Consider the following 18595-nt stretch of genomic DNA (forward strand, 5'->3'; position numbering starts at 1 on the left):
CGGATGGCGAATGCTGTGCGCGAGGTCGGCCCGCTGCGGGGCGGGCCGACGAAGGGCGTGGATTATCGACCCGGACGCCCTGCCCTCAGCGCCACAGGTTCGTGCGCGCCAGCTCCACCACCTCGTCCCCACGGCCGTTGATGATCGCCTTGAGCAGGTACAGGCCGAAGCCCTTGGCCTGTTCCGCCTCGATCTTGGGCGGCAGCACCAGTTCCTGCTTGGCCGTGACCACGTCCACCAGCGCGGGGCCATCGTGTGCGAAGGCGGCGGCGAGGGCGCCGTCCAGCTCGGCCGAATCGGTGACACGGATGCCGCGCACACCCATGGCCGTCGCCATGGCCGCGAAGTCCGGATTCGCCAGGTCGGTGCCGGTGTCCAGATAGCCGCCGGACTTCATCTCCATGGCGACGAAGCCCAGGCTGCCGTTGTTGAAGACGATCACCTTCACCGGCAGGCCCAGCTGCACCAGACTCAGGAAGTCGCCCATCATCATGGTGAAGCCGCCATCGCCCGAGAGCGAGACCACCTGCCGCCCGGGCGCTGCCGCCTGCGCGCCCATGGCCTGCAGCATGGCGTTGGCCATGGAACCATGGTTGAAGGAGCCGATGAGCCGGCGCCGGCCGTTCATCCTGAGGTACCGCGCGGCCCATACCGTGGGCGTGCCCACATCGGCGGTGAAGACGGCGTCGTCGGCCGCCATGGCGCTCACCCGCTGCGCCACGTACTGCGGGTGTAGTGGCCGGCCTGTGCCAGCGGCCACGGCCAGGTCGTCCAGGCCTTCGCGCGCCTTCGCATAGTGGGCCAGTGCGCCATCGAGGAAGCGCCGGTCGTCGTGGTCCTGGAGTCGCGGCAGCAGTGCGGCGATGGTGTCGCCCACGTCGCCGACCAGGCCCTGCGCCAGCGGCGCCCGGCGGCCCAGGGCGCCGGGGTCGCGGTCGATCTGCACGATGTGCGCCTCCTTGGGATAGAAGGCGCGGTAGGGAAAGTCGGTGCCCAGCATCAGCAGGGTGTCGGCGTTCTCCATCGCGTGGTAGCCGGAGGCGAAGCCGATCAGGCCGGTCATGCCCACGTCGTAGGGGTTGTCCCATTCCACATGTTCCTTGCCGCGCAGCGCATGGACGATGGGCGCCTTCAGCCGTTCGGCCAGGGCCACAACAGCGTCGTGGTGGCCCGCGCAACCGCTGCCGGCCAGCAGGGTGATGGCCCGGCTTCCGTCCAGGTGGGCGGCAAGTTCATCGAGCGCGGCGTCCGGCGGCACGACGCGCGGCCGCGGTGCGAGCGGGATGCGCGGCGCCTTTTCCACCGGCGCGGCGGCCAGCGCCACATCGCCGGGAATCACCAGCACGGCCACGCCACCACGCCCCACGGCCGTCTGGATCGCGCGGTGCAGCACGGCCGGCATCTGTGCAGGGTTGGAGACCAGCTCCACATAGTCCGCGCATTCCCGGAAAAGCTCCTGCGGATGCGTCTCCTGAAAGTAGCCCAGCCCGATCTCCGACGAGGGAATGTGCGCCGCGATGGCCAGCACCGGCACCCGATTGCGCTGGCAGTCGAACAGACCGTTGATCAGGTGCAGATTGCCGGGCCCGCAACTGCCGGCGCAGACCGCCAGCCGGCCGGTCAGCGCCGCCTCGGCGCCCGCGGCGAAGGCGGCCGATTCCTCGTGCCGCACATGCATCCATTCGATGCGGCCCAGACGTCGCAGGCTGTCGTTGAGGCCGTTGAGGCTGTCGCCCGTCACGCCCCAGATGCGCTCGACGCCGAGGTCGGCAAGGCTGTGGGCGAGGAGGTCGGCGACGGTGAAGGGCATGGCAGCTCCAAATCAAGGGTAAATACGAATGGACTCGCATTCATCCTAAGAATTTCGCTGGGGCGCTAGCGTAGGAACGGAGCGATACCGGACCTCGATGCGTGCGGCCTGCGCCTCAGGCGGTCCGCACGGCGCGGGGCCGTCAGCGCCTGCGCCCCTGTGACGCTTGGCCGTTTGCCCTCGGAGCGTGTCAGCCCCAGCCCACGCGCCCCTGCGCCGCATCGGTGATGGTGGCCTTCAGCGCGGACGCCGCCTCGTCGACCATCTCGAAGCGAAGCCGCACGACGCTGCCGTGGGTCACCTCCAGCAGGGCGGCGCCGGCGTGTGCCAGTTCGCGGCGGACGGTGCCTTCCAGGGCGTAGGGCACTTCGCAGCTCAGCGCGACGCGCCGTTGCAGCGGCACGGTCTGCGCGGCCTTCAGCGCCTGTGCGACGGCGTCGGTATAGGCGCGCACCAGGCCGCCGGCGCCCAGCTTCACGCCGCCAAAGTAACGCACGACCGTGGCCAGAACGCCTTCGAGCTCATGGTGGCGCAGCACCTCCAGCATCGGCCGGCCGGCGGTGCCCGCAGGCTCGCCATCGTCCACGGCCGCGGATTGGCCGCCCGCCATCAGGGCCCAGCAGACGTGGGCTGCATCCGGATGCTGCGCCCGCAGTTGCGCCACGATGGCCTGCGCGGCCGCCCGGTCGGGCACCGCCTGCACGCAGGCCAGGAAGCGGCTCTTGCGCACCAGCAGTTCGAAGCCGGCAGGCGCCGCGATGGAGAAAGGCATGAGGAAGAGGGCGAAAGGCGCCATGAAGGGCGGGTCGGCGATGATGCCGCAGGCCGAATGGCGGTCGAGAGGAAAGAGAGAACAACGTGATCGGAAACCTGCTGACGGCCGTGGTGGCCCTCATCCACGTCTACATCCTGGTGCTGGAGATGTTCTTCTGGGACACGCCGCGCGGCCACAAGGCCTTCGGCCTGAAACCCGAGTTCGCCCGTGCCACGCGCGTGCTGGCGGCCAACCAGGGCCTGTACAACGGCTTCCTGGCGGCGGGCCTGTTCTGGGGCCTGTGGCTCGGCGCCGCGGGCATCGCGGTCAAGCTGTTCTTCCTCGCCTGCGTGGCGGTGGCAGGGTTGTATGGCGCTGCCACGTCGAGCCGGAAGATCCTGTTCGTGCAGACAGTGCCGGCCGTGCTGGCGATGGCGGCACTGTTGCTGGGCTGAGGCCGCGCCATGGGGGCTGTCTGCTCCCTGTGACGTGACCTCGCGCGATGCGACACCTCTGCTCAATGCCGCACGCCCGTTCGCGCTGAGCCCGTCGAAGCGCTGATGCGAGGCTTCGACAGGCTCAGCCCGAACGGTGGCGCCTGACTTGCGGTGATTGATCGGGGAGGGCCACCTGTCACGCAGCTGCCGCACGCCCCAGCGCCTGCTGCGTCCAGCGCACGATGTCCGCGCCACCCATCGCCCCGGGATGGCGTGCGATCTCCCGGCCCCCGACGAACAGGGCCAGCGTCGGGATGCTGCGGATGTTGAAGCGTGCGCCCAGCCCAGGCTGCGCCTCGGTGTCGACCTTGGCCACCCGCACCTGCGGCTCCAGCGTGCGGGCGGCCTGTTCGAAGGCCGGGGCCATCTGCCGGCAGGGGCCGCACCAGGGCGCCCAGAAGTCCACCAGCACCGGCAACTGACCGCGGCCCACATGGCGGTCGAAGGCGGCGGCATCCAGCGCCACGGGATGGCCGGTGAACAGGGGCTGGTGGCACTGGCCGCAGTCGGGCGCGCTGCCGAGCTGAGCCGTACGCACGCGGTTGGTGGTCTGGCAGTGCGGGCAGACGACGTGCAGGCTGTCTGCGGTGGCGGTGGTCATGGAGGGGTCTCCTTCCTGCGGCGGCAATGGCGGTGACGGGGCGGCGTCGTGGCGGCACGGGCCGCGCGGTCAGGCGGCTGACGGACCTTCCGCCTTTTCGCCCGACGGGGTGGCGCCACCGCGGGCGCGATCCTGCGCACGGGCGATGGCGGCGCGGGCGCTCTGCTCGGCCGCGAGTGCCGCCTCCAGCGGCGCCCGGCACAGGCCGGCGTGCTGATAGCGCAGGTTTTCGTAGATGGCCGCTGCGGCCGGCGAGGCCTGCAGCAGCGGCTGCAGCACGTCCGTGTCCTGGACCTGGTCCAGCGCGGCGGCCAGCCGCTGCGCCACCAGCCGGTACTGGCCGGCATCGGGGTGGCCGCGCTCCATCCGCTCCAGATCGTGGGCGAGCAGCACGGCATGGGGGGTGTGGGTGCGAGAGGTGTTCATGCCACCGAGTTTTGGGGCATACAGGCGCTTTGCAAGAGGCGCCCCCGCGCCGCCGCAGGCGTGCGCGGGGCGCCTGCTGCTGTGCCTCAGGCCAACTGCCGCAACGGTTCCCGCACGGCGTCGGCCGATGCGGGCCGCACCACGCGGGCCACTTCCCGGCCGTCCTTGAGGAAGACCAGCGTCGGCCACAGCTTGACGCCGAAGGCCCGGCCCAGCGGCCGGCCGCTGCCGTCTTCCACCTTGATGTGGCGCAGGCCTTCCGGCGCTTCGGCCAGGGCTTCGGCGATGGCGGGCTGGGCGCCCTTGCAGATGCCGCACCAGTTGGCGCCGAATTCGAGGACGGTGGGCCCGGTGAGGGCGGCCACCTCGTCCTGGCGCAGGCTTTCGGGTTCGTAGGGTCGTGTCATGGGGCGAGTGTGGCAGCGCTGCGCGGGCGGTGTGTGCGGCGGTGCCGGCGTGGGATGTCGGCAGGGGGAGTCGGATGATGGGACGTGAGCGGCGGGCCGCAAGGCGGGCGACGGGCTCAGCCGCCGCGCCGCGCCAGCTTGCGGTAGACCGTGGCCCGGCTCACGCCCAGCAGCCGCGCCGCCTCGGCGACATTGCCCTGGGCGTCGTCGACGGCCTGGCGGATCCACGCGGCCTGCGCCTCCTTCAGCCGCGGGCGCGCGGCGACGCGGGGGCTGGTGCCGCCGCTTCGCGTGGCACGCACCTGGGTGCGCAGGCCGCTCCAGAGCGGGACTTCGAGCGGCGCCCCGCCGCGGGTGGCGGCATCGAAGAGCAGATGCGCCGGTGCAGCGAACACCTCTTCCGCCGGCCAGGGCCCCGTGCCCTGCAGTCCCAGCAGTTGCCGCGCGAGCGCGTTCGCCCCGGTGATGCGGCCGTCGGCGTCGAGCACCAGCAGCCCGTCGCCGTCCGCGCCCTCGACCGGGGCCAGGCAGCCCGGCCAGTTCAACTGCAGCAGCAGCGCATGAGGCTGCGCGCGCAGGAGCCGGTTGCCGATGGTCTGGACCGCGTGGCGGGCCAGGTGCTGCAGCTCGGGCCGCTCGTCCACCTGCACGCCGGTCAGGTCCAGCATGCCGATGCAGCGGCCCTGTGGGTCGAACAGCGGCGCGCCGGCGCAGGTGTAGACACTGGTGTCGTCGAAGAAATGCTCGCCGCGGTGCAGCCAGACCGGGGCCTGCTCGGCCAAGGCCGCGCCGATGGCGGTGGTGCCGACGGCGCGTTCCGACAGGTCGACGCCGACGCGCGCGATGTCCGCGATGGCGCGCTCGTCCTGCGCCGGCAGCGTGCCCACTTCGAGCACCATGCCCTGGGCATCGGTCAGCAGCGCGAAGTAGCGGGTCGCGGCGATGGCGCGCGAGAGCCGGCCCATCACCGGCCGGGCAGCCTCGATCAGTCGCCGGCTCCCCTCGATGGCCTGGCGCAGCCGGGGCGCCGAGATGGGGTCGAACTGCACTCGCTCGCCCGGCTGGCGACCGGCCGCCAGGCAGCGCTGCCAGGAGCGCGTAATCCAGGGTTCGATGGGGGGCGCATGGCGTCCTTGTGTGCCATGCAGCCAGTGCCCGCGCGCCAGCGCGATGGCGCCGGCACGGTCGGGCGCGCGATGGACCAATGTCTCCATGGGGGGCTTTCGTGGGGGTGTTCCATTTTGAGAATTTCGGGCCCGACCGTCCATCGCGCTAGGGTTTTGCCTGAGCGCCGCCCCTGGGTGCGCGCGGAACATGAGACGCTTCGGCCCTCGTGCCACCCAGCCATCCCCTCGAATGGAGACAGCCAGCATGCAGGTATCCCTCAGCGTCAATGGCCGCGCCGTTAACCTCGACGCGCCGCCCAACACCCTCCTCGTCACGGCCATCCGCGAGCATCTGCAGCTCACCGGCACCCATGTGGGCTGCGACACCGCCCAGTGCGGCGCCTGCACGGTGCACATGAACGGCCGTGCGGTGAAGTCCTGCAACATCCTGCTGGCCCAGGCGGCTGGCGCCGAGATCACCACCATCGAGGGCATCGCCCAGCCCGACGGCACGCTGCACCCGATGCAGGCCGCCTTCAAGGAATGCCACGGCCTTCAATGCGGCTTCTGCACGCCCGGCATGGTGATGAGCGCGATCGACCTGTGCCAGCAGCATCCCGGTGCCGACGAGCAGGAGATCCGCGAGCTGCTCGACGGCAACCTGTGCCGCTGCACCGGCTACCAGAACATCGTCAAGGCCGTGAAGATGGGCGGCCAGGGTATGGCCGAAGGCCAGTCGGCCACCTCATCCGCCACCGCCACGGCCTGAGCGAAAAGGAGTCCGCCATGGGTGCATCCGACTTCTCCAAGCTGCCGCACATCGGCGAGGCCATCCGCCGCAAGGAAGACCTGCGCTTCCTGACCGGCGCCGGCAACTACACCGGCGACGTGGTGCTGGCCAACCAGGCGCATGCCGTCTTCCTGCGCTCGCCGCATGCGCATGCGGCCATCACGTCCATCGACACCTCGGCCGCGAAGCAGATGCCGGGCGTGGTCGGCATCTTCACTGGCGCCGACATCGACGGAAAGATGGGCGGCCTGCCCTGCGGCTGGCAGATCAACAACCCCGACGGCTCGCCCATGAAGGAGCCGCCGCATCCCATCCTGGCCATCGGCAAGGTGCGCTACGTGGGCGACCATGTGGCCATGGTGGTGGCCGAAACGGTGGAGCAGGCGCGCAATGCGTCCGAGGCCATCGTGGTCGAGTACGACGTGCTGCCCGCCGTCGTGAGCCTCGTCGACGCAGCCAAGAAGACCGGCCCCGCCATCCATGAGATCGCGCCCGACAACCAGTGCTACAAGTGGACGCTGGGCGACAAGGCACAGGTCGATGCCGCGTTCGAGAAGGCCGCCCACGTCACCAAGCTGGACCTGGTCAACAACCGCCTGATCCCCAACCCCATCGAGCCGCGCGTGGCCGTGGCCGGCTACAACCGCGCCGGCGACGAGTACGTGCTGTACGTGGCCAACCAGAACCCGCACGTCGAGCGGCTGCTGATGACCGCCTTCGTGCTGGGCCTGCCCGAGCACAAGGTGCGCGTGATCGCGCCCGACGTGGGCGGCGGCTTCGGCTCCAAGATCTTCCTGTACGCGGAAGACGTGGCCCTGACCTGGGCCAGCAAGCAGCTCAACCGCAACATCAAGTGGACGGCCGAGCGCTCGGAGTGCTTCCTCTCGGACGCCCATGGCCGCGACCATGTGAGCCATGCCGAGATGGCCATGGACAAGGACGGCAAGTTCCTGGCCATGCGCGTGCACACCGACGCCAACCTGGGCGCCTACCTGTCGACCTTCTCGACGGCGGTGCCCACCATCCTCTATGCCACGCTGCTGGCCGGGCAGTACACCACGCCGCAGATCTACGTGGAGGTGGATGCCTGGTTCACCAACACGGCGCCGGTTGATGCCTATCGCGGTGCCGGCCGGCCCGAGGCCACCTACCTGCTCGAACGCCTGGTCACCCGCTGCGGCTGGGAGATCGGCCTGGGCCAGGACGAGATCCGCCGCCGCAACTTCATCCGCGAATGGCCGTACCAGACGCCCGTCGCGCTGCAGTACGACGTGGGTGACTACGAGGCCTGCATGAAGCGCGCGCAGGAACTGGCCGAGGTGAGCGGCTTCGACGCCCGCCGCGCCGAGAGCGAGAAGAACGGCAAGCTGCGCGGCATCGGCTATTCCAGCTACATCGAGGCTTGCGGCCTGGCGCCGTCGAACATCGCCGGGGCGCTGGGTGCGCGCGCCGGCCTGTTCGAGGCCGGCGAAGTGCGGGTGCATCCCACCGGCAGCGTGACGGTGTTCACCGGCTCGCACAGCCACGGCCAGGGGCACGAGACCACCTTCGCGCAGGTGGTGGCGGCGCGGCTGGGCATTCCGGTCGAGAACGTGGACATCGTGCACGGGGATACCGGCCGCATTCCCTTCGGCATGGGCACCTACGGCTCGCGCTCGATCAGCGTGGGCGGCGCGGCCATCATGCGGGCGCTGGACAAGATCGAGGCCAAGGCCAAGAAGATCGCCGCCCACCTGATGGAAGCCAGCGATGCCGACATCGACTTCAGTGGTGGCGAATTCAGCGTCAAGGGCACCGACAAGAAGATCCCCTTCGGCCAAGTGGCGCTGACGGCCTATGTGCCGCACAACTACCCGCTGGACAAGCTGGAGCCGGGCCTGAACGAGACGGCCTTCTACGACCCCACCAACTTCACCTATCCGGCCGGCACCTACATCTGCGAGGTGGAGATCGACAAGGCCACGGGCGAGGTCAAGGTGGACCGCTTCACCGCCGTGGACGACTTCGGCACCATCATCAACCCCATGATCGTGGAAGGGCAGGTGCAGGGCGGCATCGTGCAGGGCATCGGCCAGGCGCTGCTGGAGAACTGCGTCTACGACAACGAGACCGGCCAGCTGCTCACCGGCAGCTTCATGGACTACGCCATGCCGCGGGCCGCGGACTTTCCCAACTTCAAGCTCGACACCATCTGCACGCCCTGCACCCACAACCCGCTGGGCACCAAGGGCTGCGGCGAGGCGGGCGCGATCGGCTCGCCGCCGGCCGTCATCAACGCCGTGCTCGATGCGCTGGCGCCGATGGGCGTCAAGGAGTTCGACATGCCCGCCACCCCGGCCCGCGTGTGGGAAGCCATGCAGCGCGGCAGCACCACGCCCCAGCAGCAACCGCAGACGCCCTCGCTGGCGGCCAGCACCCAGGGCCGTCCGGCCGCTTGAAACCCTCGAAGGAAGGAGCCTTTTCCATGTACGCATTCACCTTCGAACAGCCCACCGCACTCGACGAGGCGCAACGCCTGGCAGCCGCGGGCGGCAAGCCGCTGGCCGGTGGCCAGACGCTGCTGGCTTCGATGAAGCTGCGCCTTTCGGCACCCGAACAGCTGGTCGACCTGGGCCGCTGCAAGGAGCTGTCGGGCATTGGCCTGCAGAACGGCGAGCTGGTCATCGGCGCCATGACGCGCCATGCCGAGGTCGCGGTCAATCCGCAGGTGCGCGAAGCCTATCCCGCGCTGGCCGACCTGGCCTCGCGCATCGGCGACCGCCAGGTGCGGGCCATGGGCACGCTGGGCGGCTCGGTAGCCAACAACGACCCGGCCGCCTGCTACCCCAGCGCCGTGCTCGCCTCGTGCGCGACCATCGTCACCACGCAGCGTGAAATCGCGGCCGACGACTTCTTCCTGGGCCTGTTCGCCACGTCGCTGGAGGAGGGCGAGCTGATCAAGGCGATCCGCTTCCCGCTGCCCAAACAGGCGGCCTACGAGAAGCTGCGCCAGAAGGCCTCGCACTTCCCGCTGGTGGGCGTGTTCGTGGCCCGCTTCGACGACGGCGTGCGTGTGGCCGTCACGGGCGCGGGCAATGGCGTGTTCCGCCATGCAGGCCTGGAGCAGGCGCTGTCGCAGGCCTTCACGGCCCAGGCGGCCGGCGGTGTGGAGATCGACGCCAGCGAGCTCAACAGCGACCTGCACGGCACCGCGGCCTACCGCGCCAACCTGATCAGCGTGCTGGCCCAGCGCGCGGTGATCAAGGCGAGCCGCTAAGCTCGGCACGATGACCGACGCCCACCGCCCTGCGCCCGCGCCCGACCTTTCCTCCATCGACGCGCTGGAACGGGGCCTGGCGTCACGCGGGTACCTGGCCGACCGGCGGCTGGCGACCGCCGTCTTTCTTGCCCTGAAGCTGCAGCGTCCGCTGCTGCTGGAGGGCGAGCCGGGCGTGGGCAAGACCGAGCTGGCGAAGGCGCTGTCCGGCCTGTTGGGCCGCCAGCTGCTGCGCCTGCAGTGTTACGACGGTCTGGAGCAGCGCGAGGCGCTGTACGAATGGAACTACGCGGCACAACTCCTGCACCTTCGCGCCTCCGAGGCCGGCGGCGCCGCGGGAGGTGAGGGCGCACGCGACGCGGAGGCCGAGGTCTACCAGCCGCGCTACCTGATCCAGCGCCCGCTGCTGCAGGCCCTGCAGGCGCCGGCCCCCGGCGCTGTGCTGCTGGTCGACGAGGTGGACCGCGCCGACGAGCCCTTCGAGGCCTTCCTGCTCGAATACCTGGGCGAGTACCAGGTGAGCATTCCCGAGCTGGGCACGGTGCGCGCCGCGGTGCCGCCGGTGACCCTGCTCACCAGCAACCGCACCCGCGACCTGAACGACGCGGTCAAGCGTCGCTGCCTCTACCACTGGCTGGACTACCCGGAGCGCGAACGCGAGCTGGCCATCGTTCGCGCCCAGGTGCCGCAGGCCGGCGAGGCGCTGTCGGCCCAGGTGGCGGACTTCGTGCAACGCGTGCGTGCCCAACCCTTCGCCAATGCCTTCCAGCGCGCGCCCGGCATCGCCGAGAGCGTGGAATGGGCGCGCGCGCTGGTGGCGCTGGACACCGTGGTGCTCGACCCCGAGGTGGTGGTCGACACCGCCGGCATCCTGTTCAAGCAGCGCGACGACGTGGCGGCACTGAACCACCAGCTGGCCACCGATCTGCTCGCGCCGGAAGCCGCCTGACGAGGGTGCTGTGGCCATGCAAGGCATCCAGCAACTCGGCGACGCGCGACGCGGCAAGCTGGCCGGTCACCTGGCGGGCTTCGGCCGGGCGCTGCGGCGGGCCGGTGTGCGCATCGATCCTTCGCGCATCGCGCTGGGGCTGGAGGCGGCGCTGCTGGTGGGCATCGAGCAACGGGCCGACCTTCAGGCGGCGCTGGAATCGGTGCTGGTCAGCCGCGAGCAGGACCGGCTGGTTTTCCGGGAACTCTTCGACGCCTGGTTCCAGGACCCGGCCCTCGCCCAGAAGATGCTGGCGCGCATGCTGCCCAACGCCGAGGGCCGGGCCGAGCCGGTGCAGCGCCGCAACCGCGTGCGCGAGGCCCTCGCCGCGCCGACCAGGCTCAAGCCCGCCCCCCAGGACGAGGAACTGCAGCTCGACGCCGCCATGAGTGCCGGCACGCGCGAGCGCCTGCAGCATGCGGATTTCAACAGCCTGGGCGCTGCCGAGTACCTCTTGGTCGAGCGCTTGGCGCGCGAGAAGGCGCTGCCCGTGCCCTCCTATGCATCGCGCCGGCTGCGGCCGGTGGCGCAGGCCGGTGCGTCGGCCCGCATCCACTGGCCCGGCGTGTGGCGCCAGGCCGCGCGGCACGGCGGCGAGATCCCCCGCCTGCCGCGGCAGGTCAGGCGCGCACGGCCCCGGCCGCTGCTGGTGCTGGTCGATGTCTCCGGCTCCATGGAGCGCTATGCGCGACTGCTGCTGGCCTACCTGCATGCGGCCACGCGGCCGCTGGTGGGCGAGGGCGCGCGGCGCGACGTCTTCGCCTTCGGCACTGGGCTGACCGACCTCACGCCCGCCTTTCGCCATGCCGACACCGACATCATGCTGGCCGAGGCCGGCCGTGCCATCGCCGACTTCGCCGGCGGCACGCGCCTGGGCGAGGCCCTGGCTCAGTTGCGCCGGCAGCATGCGCGTCGCCTGGTCGGCCGGCGCACGCTGGTGCTGCTGATCAGCGACGGGCTGGACACCGGCGAGCCGGCCGAGCTGGATGCCCAGTTGGAATGGCTGCGTCGCCACACGGGCGCGCTGCTGTGGCTCAATCCCCTTCTGCGCTTCGCCGGCTATGCGCCGCTGGCGCGCGGCGCCGCACTGCTCGACCGCCACGCCGATGCCATGCTGGCCGTGCACAACCTGCAGGCGCTGGACGAACTGGCCGACAGTCTGGCCGCGCTGCTGCGCCGACTGCGCTGAATCCCTCACCTTCATTCATTTCAGGAGACCCACATGGACATGCAAGGCAGCCGCCCCCTGGGCGTGACCCAGCAACAGGCCTGGGAGGCCCTCAACGACCCCGAGACGCTCAAGCGCTGCCTGCCCGGTTGTGACAAGTTCGAGGCCACGGGCGAAGGCCAGTACACCGTCACCATGGCCGTGAAGGTGGGCCCGGTGTCGGCCAAGTTCGCGGGCAAGGTCACGCTCAGCGACATCCAGCCGCCCGAAAGCTACCGCCTCAGCTTCGAAGGGCAGGGCGGCGTGGCCGGCTTCGGCAAGGGCGCGTCCTCGGTCTCGCTGGCGCCCACCGACACCGGCTGCACGCTCAGCTACACCGTGCAGGCACAGGTGGGCGGCAAGATCGCGCAACTGGGCCAGCGCCTGATCGACGGCGCGGCCAAGTCCATGGCGGACGACTTTTTCAAGCGCTTCGATGCCGAGATGCAGCGCGTGCACGGCGTGCCCCCCAACGCTGCCGAGCCGGCAGAAGAGCCCAAGACCGGCGCCGTCGCCGGTCTCATGCAGAAGATGGGCTTCGGCAAGAAAGACAAGCCCGAGGAGGGCTGAACACGATGGAAAACCTCGATGTGATGGTGCTGCGCCAGCTGCGCGACTGGCGCCAGGCTGGCCGCCGGGCCCTGCTGGCGACGGTGGTGCGCACCTGGGGCTCGTCGCCGCGGCCGGTGGGCTCCATCATGGCGCTGGCGGAAGACGGCGCGGTGGTCGGCTCCGTTTCCGGCGGCTGCATCGAGGACGACCTGATCGCCCGCCACAGCCGCGTGGGCCAGCAGGCCATGCCTACGGGCGCACCGGCGCGTGTCAAGTACGGCATCACCGCGGACGAGGCGCACCGCTTCGGCCTGCCCTGCGGTGGCACGCTGGAGCTGGTGCTGGAGTTCGACCCCGACGCGGGCCAACTGGCCGAGCTGGTCAAGCGGCTGGAAGGTGGCCAGCTCACCCAGCGCATCGTGCGACTGGCCGACGGCGCCGTCACGCTGGAAGCCGCGCACGCGCCGGCCGAGCTCGTCATTGACGACACGCGGCTGGTCAACACCTTCGGCCCCGAGTACCGCATGCTGCTGATCGGCGCCGGCCAGCTCGCCGAGTACCTGGCGACCATGGCCAGCTTCAGCGGCTTCGCCGTCACGTTGTGCGATCCGCGCGAGGAATACCGCAGCGCCTGGTCGCTGCCCAATGTGCGCCTGTCCACCGAGATGCCCGACGACGCCGTCGCCGCCTTTCGGCCCGACCGGCGCAGCTGCGTCGTCGCCCTCACGCACGACCCCAAACTCGACGACCTGGCGCTGCTGGCGGCACTGGAGACGGACGCCTTCTACGTCGGCGCCATCGGCTCGCGCCGCAACGCCCAGGCGCGGCGCGAACGGATGATCGAGCACTTCGACCAGACGCCCGAGTCGCTCGCCCGCCTGCGCGGCCCCATCGGCCTGTACATCGGCAGCAAGACGCCGCCCGAGATCGCAGTGAGCGTGATGGCCGAGATCCTGGCCGTGAAGAACGGCGTGGCCCTGCCGCGCGAGATGGCGGTGGCGCAGGCCAAGGAACAGTTGAACGCGCAGACGGGGTAGGCGGCGGCCACATCGGCGCCGGTTTGGGGTGCCGGCCCGTGCGGGGCACTGCACGTGCGCCTGCAGGCCCGCAACCGTCGCGCTACAGTGCCGGGCTTTTCCGCTTCAGCTCTTTCCCGCCATGCAACGCATCCAGCTCGGTCGCAGCGATCTGCACGTCACGCCCATCTGCCTGGGCACCATGACCTTCGGCGAACAGGTGGACGAGCCCACCGCGCACGACATCCTCGACCATGCGGTGGCCCGCGGCGTCGACTTCCTGGACACGGCCGAGATGTACGCCGTGCCCGCCCGCAAGGAGACCTACGGCGCCACCGAGACCATCCTCGGCAACTGGTTCGCCAGGAACCCCGGCCTGCGCCAGAAGCTCACGCTGGCCACCAAGGTGGCCGGCCCCTCGCGCGGCATGCCCTGGGTGCGCGAAGGAGGCGGCATGACGGCTGCCGACATCGTGGCCTCCTGCGAGGGCAGCCTGCGCCGGCTGCAGACGGACGTCATCGACCTTTATCAGATCCATTGGCCCGAGCGCAACGTGCCCGCCTTCGGCACGATGTACTACGACCCCACCAAGGAACGCACGCAGACCTCGATCCACGAGCAGCTCGAAGCGCTGGCCGGACTGGTGAAGGCGGGCAAGGTGCGCTACATCGGCCTGTCGAACGAGACGCCCTACGGCGTGCACGAGTTCGTGCGGCTGGCTGAGCAGCACAACCTGCCGCGCGTGGCCACGGTGCAGAACGTCTACTGCCTCCTCAGCCGCGCGCTGGAGAACGGCCTGGACGAGACCATGCACCGGCTGGACGTCTCGCTGCTGGCCTATTCGCCGCTGGGCTTCGGCCTGCTGACCGGCAAGTACGACGCCAGCGGCACCGAAGGCCCGGATGCGCCCAAGCACGGCCGCATCGCCCGCTACGAATCGGTACGCAAGCAGCGCTGGGGCCGGCCCGAGGCGCTGGTCGCCGCGCGCCGCTACAACCAGCTGGCCCGCGACCACGGCATGACGCCCGCGCGCCTGGCCCTGGCCTTCTGCTACACCAAGTGGCAGGTGGCCAGCACCATCATCGGCGTCACGACCAAGGCCCAGCTGGACGAGGATCTGGACGCCTGGGGCACCACGCTGTCGCCCGAGCTGCTGGCTGAGATCGACAAGATCCGCTGGGAGATGCGCGACCCCGCGAACTGAGATGGCGAAGAAGGACAAGGCTCATGTTTCCGAGACGCCGGCTACGGCCGTGCTGCGCGCGGCCAAGGTGGCCTTCACCGAGCATCCGTACGAGTACCTGGAGCACGGCGGCGCGCAGCACAGTGCGGCGGTGCTGGGCTTCGACCCTTTCACGGTGGTCAAGACGCTGGTGATGCAGGACCAGGACGCCAAGCCGCTCATCGTGCTGATGCACGGCAACCGCACGGTGTCGACCAAGAACCTCGCGCGGCAGATCGGCGCGAAGTCGGTGGAGCCCTGCAAGCCCGAGGTGGCCCAGCGCCACAGCGGCTACCAGGTGGGCGGCACCTCGCCCTTCGGCACGCGACGCGCGATGCCGGTCTACATCGAGTCGACGATCCTCGACCTGCCGCGCATCTGCATCAATGGCGGGCGGCGCGGGTACCTTGTCGGCATCGATCCGCAGCTATGCGTGCAGTTGCTCGGCGCGCGGCCGGTGCAGTGCGCGCTGGCAGAATGAGGCGCGGCCCGAACGGGGCCGCCTCCCTCACGTCTTCCACGATTCCCGAATGCCAAGACGCTGCCTTCCGAGCGGCGCGCAGCGGCCGCGCATGAGGCGGCCGACGAAGGTCCTTCCATGAGCCTGTCCATGTCCTCCATCCTCGTCATCATTACGGCCTACCTGATCGGCTCGCTGTCCTTCGCCGTGATCGTCAGCCGCCTGATGGGCATGGACGACCCGCGCAGCTATGGCAGCGGCAACCCGGGCGCCACCAATGTGCTGCGCTCCGGCCGCAAGGGCGCGGCCCTGGCCACGCTGCTGCTGGATGCCGCCAAGGGCTGGCTGCCGGTGTTCCTGGTGCGGCGCTTCGGCGCGGCCTACGGGCTGGACGAGAGCGTGGCCGCACTCGCTGGCCTGGCCGCCTTCCTGGGCCACCTGTACCCGGTGTTCTTCGGCTTCAAGGGTGGCAAGGGCGTGGCCACGGCCGCTGGCGTGCTGCTGGGCATCGACTGGATGCTGGGCCTGGCGACGGGGCTGACCTGGATCATCATCGCCTTCTTCTTCCGCTACTCCTCGCTGGCCGCGCTGGTGGCGGCCTTCTTCGCGCCGGCCTATTACCTGCTGGGCGGCGGCATCGCCTGGCCGCTGCACCGCGGCGTGCTGGCGGCCATCGTGGTCATGGGCCTGCTGCTGGTGTGGCGCCACCGCGAGAACATCCGCCGGCTGCTGGCCGGCACCGAATCGCGGCTTGGTTCCAAGGCGAAGGCCAAGGCCAAGACTTCCTCCTCCTGATCAGGATTCCCATGCCAGAACTCAAGCGCTTCCACGTCGGCCCCCGTCTGTCGGAGATGGCCGTCCACAACGGCACCGTCTACTTGGCCGGCCAGGTGCCGGACGACATCACGCAGGACATCCGCGGCCAGACGGCCCAGGTGCTGGCCATGGTCGACCGCCTGCTGGCCGAGGCCGGCAGCGACAAGACCCGCATCCTGATGACGCAGATCTTCCTGACCGACATCAGCGAGATCGGCGCCATGAACGAGGTGTGGGACGCCTGGGTGCCCGCCGGCCGTACGCCGCCGCGTGCCACCGTGCAGGCGGCGCTGGCCAATGCGGCCTACAAGATCGAGATCGTCGTCACGGCCGCGCTGGCCTGACCGCCACGCCGCGACGGCGCGCGAGCCCTTTGGGGACGTGAAGGCTTCGGACGGCGATGCACGGCAGCGGCCCGGATGACGAGGCGCTGAAGGTCGGCCCGCCCCAGCGCATCGACCGCCTGTGGGCCTGGATGGAAGGCCGCCCGCTGCGCCGCGCTGTGGTGGGCGCGGTGATCTTCGTCGTGTTCTTCAGTGGGCTGTTCGCCTCGTGGATCGGAGTGGCGCTGTGGCGCGGTTCGACGGACCGCAATGCCGGGGCGGTGGCGCTGCTGTACGTGTTGGTGCCCTTCATCGCCGTGGTCATGCTCTCCCTGATCCAGCGCATGATGTACCGGCTGCTCTGGAACCAGGAACGCGCCATGGCTCGCGGTGAATGGCGGCCGGGCGATCGGGTGCCGCCGCCCGGTCCTCGATCCACGCCCCCGGCGCCGCCTGTGTCCTGGCCGTGGACGTTGCGCGCGCGGCATGCGCTGCTCTACGTGCTCACGCTTGCCGGCTTGCTGTACGGCTTCATGCCCTATGAACACCAGGTCGAGCTGGTGCGGCTGGTCTGGCGGCTGGGCTCGGGCACGGCCACCCGGCGGCAACTGCCGATGTTGCTCTTCGGCTACCTGCCCCTGGTCGTCTTCGGGCTGCTGGCCGTCGCGCTGACCCACCGCCAGCGGCGCCGGCGGGACGCAGGACGGTTCGACGCCCGCGCACGCCTGGTGCTGCGGGCCGAGATGAACTGGCTGTGGGCCTTCGCGACGGCGGCCACGATGACCATCCTGATGCTGCAGTTCTTCGGTCAGCTCATCGTCGCCAAACTCTGATACGCGCCCGTCGCCAGCGGTCCGGGCGAGTCAGTAGCGCCGTTCCAGCACCATCTGGTCGGCGTCGCGCCGCATCGAGAAGCGGTTGATGAAGCTGTTGCCCAGCAGCACATAGGGCATGGCTTGTGGCGAGACGACGGCATCGACGTCGTACACCGTCACGTCGCCCACCTTCACCGAATCCAGCTTGATCCGCCAGCCCGGCGCCGTGCCGTTGGCCGTGTTCATGGTCACCGGCTGCCCGCGTGTGGGATCGAGGCCGATGCGTTGCGCGTCGGCCATGGACAGGGCCACCGCGGTGGCGCCCGTGTCCAGCATGAAGGTCACCGGTCGGCCGTTGATCCCGCCGGCCGTCACGAAGTGACCGCGGCTGTCCGCCGTCAGCACGATGCGGCTGCTGCCGCCGCCGCCGCCGCCGCCAGAGCCGCCGACGCTCACCGGCGCGCCCATGCGCAGCGTGAGCCGCTTGCCGCCGGACTCCACCACGGCCTCGCCGTCCTGCACGCTCACCAGCCGCACGCCCTGCAGGCTCTCTCCGGGCGCCAGCGTCCGGGGCGCGCCCCCGCCCACGATCAGGATCGCGCGGCTGCCGATGGTGCCGGTCAGCGTGATCGATTGGGTCTGAGCCTGCGCTTGCGTGGCGACCGCAAAACCCGCTGCCAGCAATGCGGCGAGGATGTGTGCGCGTGTCCGTTTCATCGCCGCGATCCGCCGCAACGCATCGACACCGCCGACGGCACAGCATCGCTCCCTGTGCCGAAGGCCGCGGAGCAGGCCATGCCAGTGCACCCGCGGAATTTGCTTTGCCAGGCCGCGGGGTGCGCCCCCCTCCAAGCCGAAGGCGCAAGAGAGGGGCTGAGGGTCGCGGCTCCAAGCCTGCCTGCGCAGGCTTGGACGTGCCCGAAGAGCAGCCGCCTCTGGCGGCCGCCCGGAGCCGCGAAGCGGCATGGGGGGTTCAAAAGATCAATCTCTGAAGTTGTCGAAAGAGACCGGCAGATCGGCCACATCCTTGCGGATCAGCGCCATCGCCGCCTGCAGGTCGTCCCGTTTGGCGCCGGTCACGCGCACGGCATCGCCCTGGATGGCCGCCTGCACCTTGAGCTTGCTGTCCTTGAGCAGGCGCTGGATCTTCTTGCCCGTGTCCGAGTCGACGCCGCTCTTGACCTTGAAGACCTGCTTGACCTTGTCGCCGCCGATCTTCTGCACGTCGCCCTTGTCCAGAAAGCGCACGTCCACGTTGCGCTTGGTGAGCTTGCCGCGCACGATGTCCTCGATCTGCGCCAGCTGGAAGTCGGCATTGCCGATCAGGATGATTTCCTTGTCCTTGAGCTCGACCGAGGCCGGCGTGCCCTTGAAGTCGAAGCGGGTGGCGATTTCCTTGGACGCGGTGTCGATGGCGTTGCGCACCTCGACCATGTTGGGTTCGCAGACGGTGTCGAAAGACGGCATGGGGTGTTCTCCTGAAGGTGTCGCGCCCGGGCGCCTGCGCCGGGACGGAAGAGGGCGCCGCCCGCGGACGAAGCCCTGAGGC

General features: G+C 70.2%; 21 protein-coding genes. 13 read left to right on the forward strand and 8 right to left on the reverse strand.

Translation table 11 applies throughout. From position 1 onward, the window contains the following. Positions 1-85 precede the first annotated feature (85 nt). Positions 86-1810, reverse strand: coding sequence for a ubiquinone-dependent pyruvate dehydrogenase (gene poxB, locus ACT54X_RS06890; RefSeq protein WP_476345704.1), 1725 nt, complete (start codon positions 1808-1810; stop codon positions 86-88). A 190-nt stretch (positions 1811-2000) separates the two neighbouring features. Beyond that, the gene (locus tag ACT54X_RS06895; RefSeq protein ID WP_294370270.1) at positions 2001-2582 is read right to left on the reverse strand and encodes an IMPACT family protein; all 582 of its coding nucleotides are present in this window, start codon (positions 2580-2582) and stop codon (positions 2001-2003) included. Positions 2583-2671: 89 nt separating this feature from the next. On the opposite strand from ACT54X_RS06895, the gene ACT54X_RS06900 reads away from it, so the two are divergent. Beyond that, positions 2672-3019, forward strand: a complete 348-nt coding sequence (locus ACT54X_RS06900) for a DUF1304 domain-containing protein (protein WP_294370382.1) — start codon at positions 2672-2674, stop codon at positions 3017-3019. 178 nt (positions 3020-3197) lie between these two features. Here ACT54X_RS06900 and trxC read toward each other — a convergent pair whose 3' ends face one another. The 4 genes from trxC to ACT54X_RS06920 all read right to left on the reverse strand — a co-directional run bounded on the left by trxC (position 3198) and on the right by ACT54X_RS06920 (position 5709). Continuing rightward, complete coding sequence (trxC, locus tag ACT54X_RS06905; RefSeq protein WP_294370267.1) at positions 3198-3662, reverse strand: thioredoxin TrxC; 465 nt, start codon at positions 3660-3662, stop codon at positions 3198-3200. A gap of 69 nt (positions 3663-3731) precedes the next feature. After that, positions 3732-4088 (reverse strand): hypothetical protein, encoded by a 357-nt coding sequence (locus ACT54X_RS06910; RefSeq protein ID WP_294370265.1) that lies wholly within the window; start codon positions 4086-4088, stop codon positions 3732-3734. A gap of 86 nt (positions 4089-4174) precedes the next feature. Continuing rightward, the gene (locus tag ACT54X_RS06915; protein ID WP_234194973.1) at positions 4175-4495 is read right to left on the reverse strand and encodes a thioredoxin family protein; all 321 of its coding nucleotides are present in this window, start codon (positions 4493-4495) and stop codon (positions 4175-4177) included. A 116-nt stretch (positions 4496-4611) separates the two neighbouring features. Continuing rightward, positions 4612-5709, reverse strand: coding sequence for a GAF domain-containing protein (locus ACT54X_RS06920; protein WP_294370263.1), 1098 nt, complete (start codon positions 5707-5709; stop codon positions 4612-4614). A 157-nt stretch (positions 5710-5866) separates the two neighbouring features. On the opposite strand from ACT54X_RS06920, the gene ACT54X_RS06925 reads away from it, so the two are divergent. The 12 genes from ACT54X_RS06925 to ACT54X_RS06980 all read left to right on the forward strand — a co-directional run bounded on the left by ACT54X_RS06925 (position 5867) and on the right by ACT54X_RS06980 (position 17064). Next, positions 5867-6370, forward strand: coding sequence for a (2Fe-2S)-binding protein (locus ACT54X_RS06925; protein WP_294370262.1), 504 nt, complete (start codon positions 5867-5869; stop codon positions 6368-6370). Positions 6371-6387: 17 nt separating this feature from the next. Continuing rightward, entirely contained in the window at positions 6388-8829 is a 2442-nt protein-coding gene (locus tag ACT54X_RS06930; RefSeq protein WP_294370260.1) for a xanthine dehydrogenase family protein molybdopterin-binding subunit, read from the forward strand. A 26-nt stretch (positions 8830-8855) separates the two neighbouring features. Beyond that, positions 8856-9647, forward strand: a complete 792-nt coding sequence (locus tag ACT54X_RS06935) for an FAD binding domain-containing protein (protein ID WP_294370257.1) — start codon at positions 8856-8858, stop codon at positions 9645-9647. Between the two features lie 10 nt (positions 9648-9657). Further along, positions 9658-10596 (forward strand): AAA family ATPase, encoded by a 939-nt coding sequence (locus ACT54X_RS06940; RefSeq protein WP_294370255.1) that lies wholly within the window; start codon positions 9658-9660, stop codon positions 10594-10596. Positions 10597-10612: 16 nt separating this feature from the next. Then, complete coding sequence (locus tag ACT54X_RS06945; RefSeq protein WP_294370253.1) at positions 10613-11824, forward strand: vWA domain-containing protein; 1212 nt, start codon at positions 10613-10615, stop codon at positions 11822-11824. 33 nt (positions 11825-11857) lie between these two features. Then, positions 11858-12412 (forward strand): CoxG family protein, encoded by a 555-nt coding sequence (locus ACT54X_RS06950; protein ID WP_294370252.1) that lies wholly within the window; start codon positions 11858-11860, stop codon positions 12410-12412. Between the two features lie 5 nt (positions 12413-12417). Next, the gene (locus tag ACT54X_RS06955) at positions 12418-13431 is read left to right on the forward strand and encodes an XdhC family protein (RefSeq protein WP_476345710.1); all 1014 of its coding nucleotides are present in this window, start codon (positions 12418-12420) and stop codon (positions 13429-13431) included. A gap of 121 nt (positions 13432-13552) precedes the next feature. Continuing rightward, the gene (locus tag ACT54X_RS06960) at positions 13553-14614 is read left to right on the forward strand and encodes an aldo/keto reductase (RefSeq protein ID WP_476345712.1); all 1062 of its coding nucleotides are present in this window, start codon (positions 13553-13555) and stop codon (positions 14612-14614) included. 1 nt (position 14615) lies between these two features. Continuing rightward, on the forward strand, positions 14616-15113 hold the full coding sequence (locus ACT54X_RS06965; RefSeq protein ID WP_354321136.1) for an aminoacyl-tRNA deacylase: 498 nt from the start codon (positions 14616-14618) through the stop codon (positions 15111-15113). A 129-nt stretch (positions 15114-15242) separates the two neighbouring features. After that, a complete protein-coding gene (gene plsY, locus ACT54X_RS06970) occupies positions 15243-15887 on the forward strand; it encodes a glycerol-3-phosphate 1-O-acyltransferase PlsY (protein ID WP_476345714.1) in 645 nt (214 codons plus the stop codon). 11 nt (positions 15888-15898) lie between these two features. Next, positions 15899-16252, forward strand: coding sequence for a RidA family protein (locus ACT54X_RS06975; protein ID WP_354321134.1), 354 nt, complete (start codon positions 15899-15901; stop codon positions 16250-16252). A gap of 56 nt (positions 16253-16308) precedes the next feature. Beyond that, on the forward strand, positions 16309-17064 hold the full coding sequence (locus ACT54X_RS06980) for a hypothetical protein (protein WP_476345716.1): 756 nt from the start codon (positions 16309-16311) through the stop codon (positions 17062-17064). 30 nt (positions 17065-17094) lie between these two features. Here ACT54X_RS06980 and ACT54X_RS06985 read toward each other — a convergent pair whose 3' ends face one another. Beyond that, positions 17095-17763: a retropepsin-like aspartic protease family protein gene (locus ACT54X_RS06985; protein ID WP_476345718.1), complete on the reverse strand. Its 669-nt coding sequence runs from the start codon at positions 17761-17763 to the stop codon at positions 17095-17097. A gap of 264 nt (positions 17764-18027) precedes the next feature. Next, the gene (locus ACT54X_RS06990) at positions 18028-18513 is read right to left on the reverse strand and encodes a YajQ family cyclic di-GMP-binding protein (protein ID WP_234194989.1); all 486 of its coding nucleotides are present in this window, start codon (positions 18511-18513) and stop codon (positions 18028-18030) included. Positions 18514-18595 lie beyond the last annotated feature (82 nt).

The sequence above is a fragment of the Pseudacidovorax sp. DMC4 genome, from assembly GCF_056314265.1.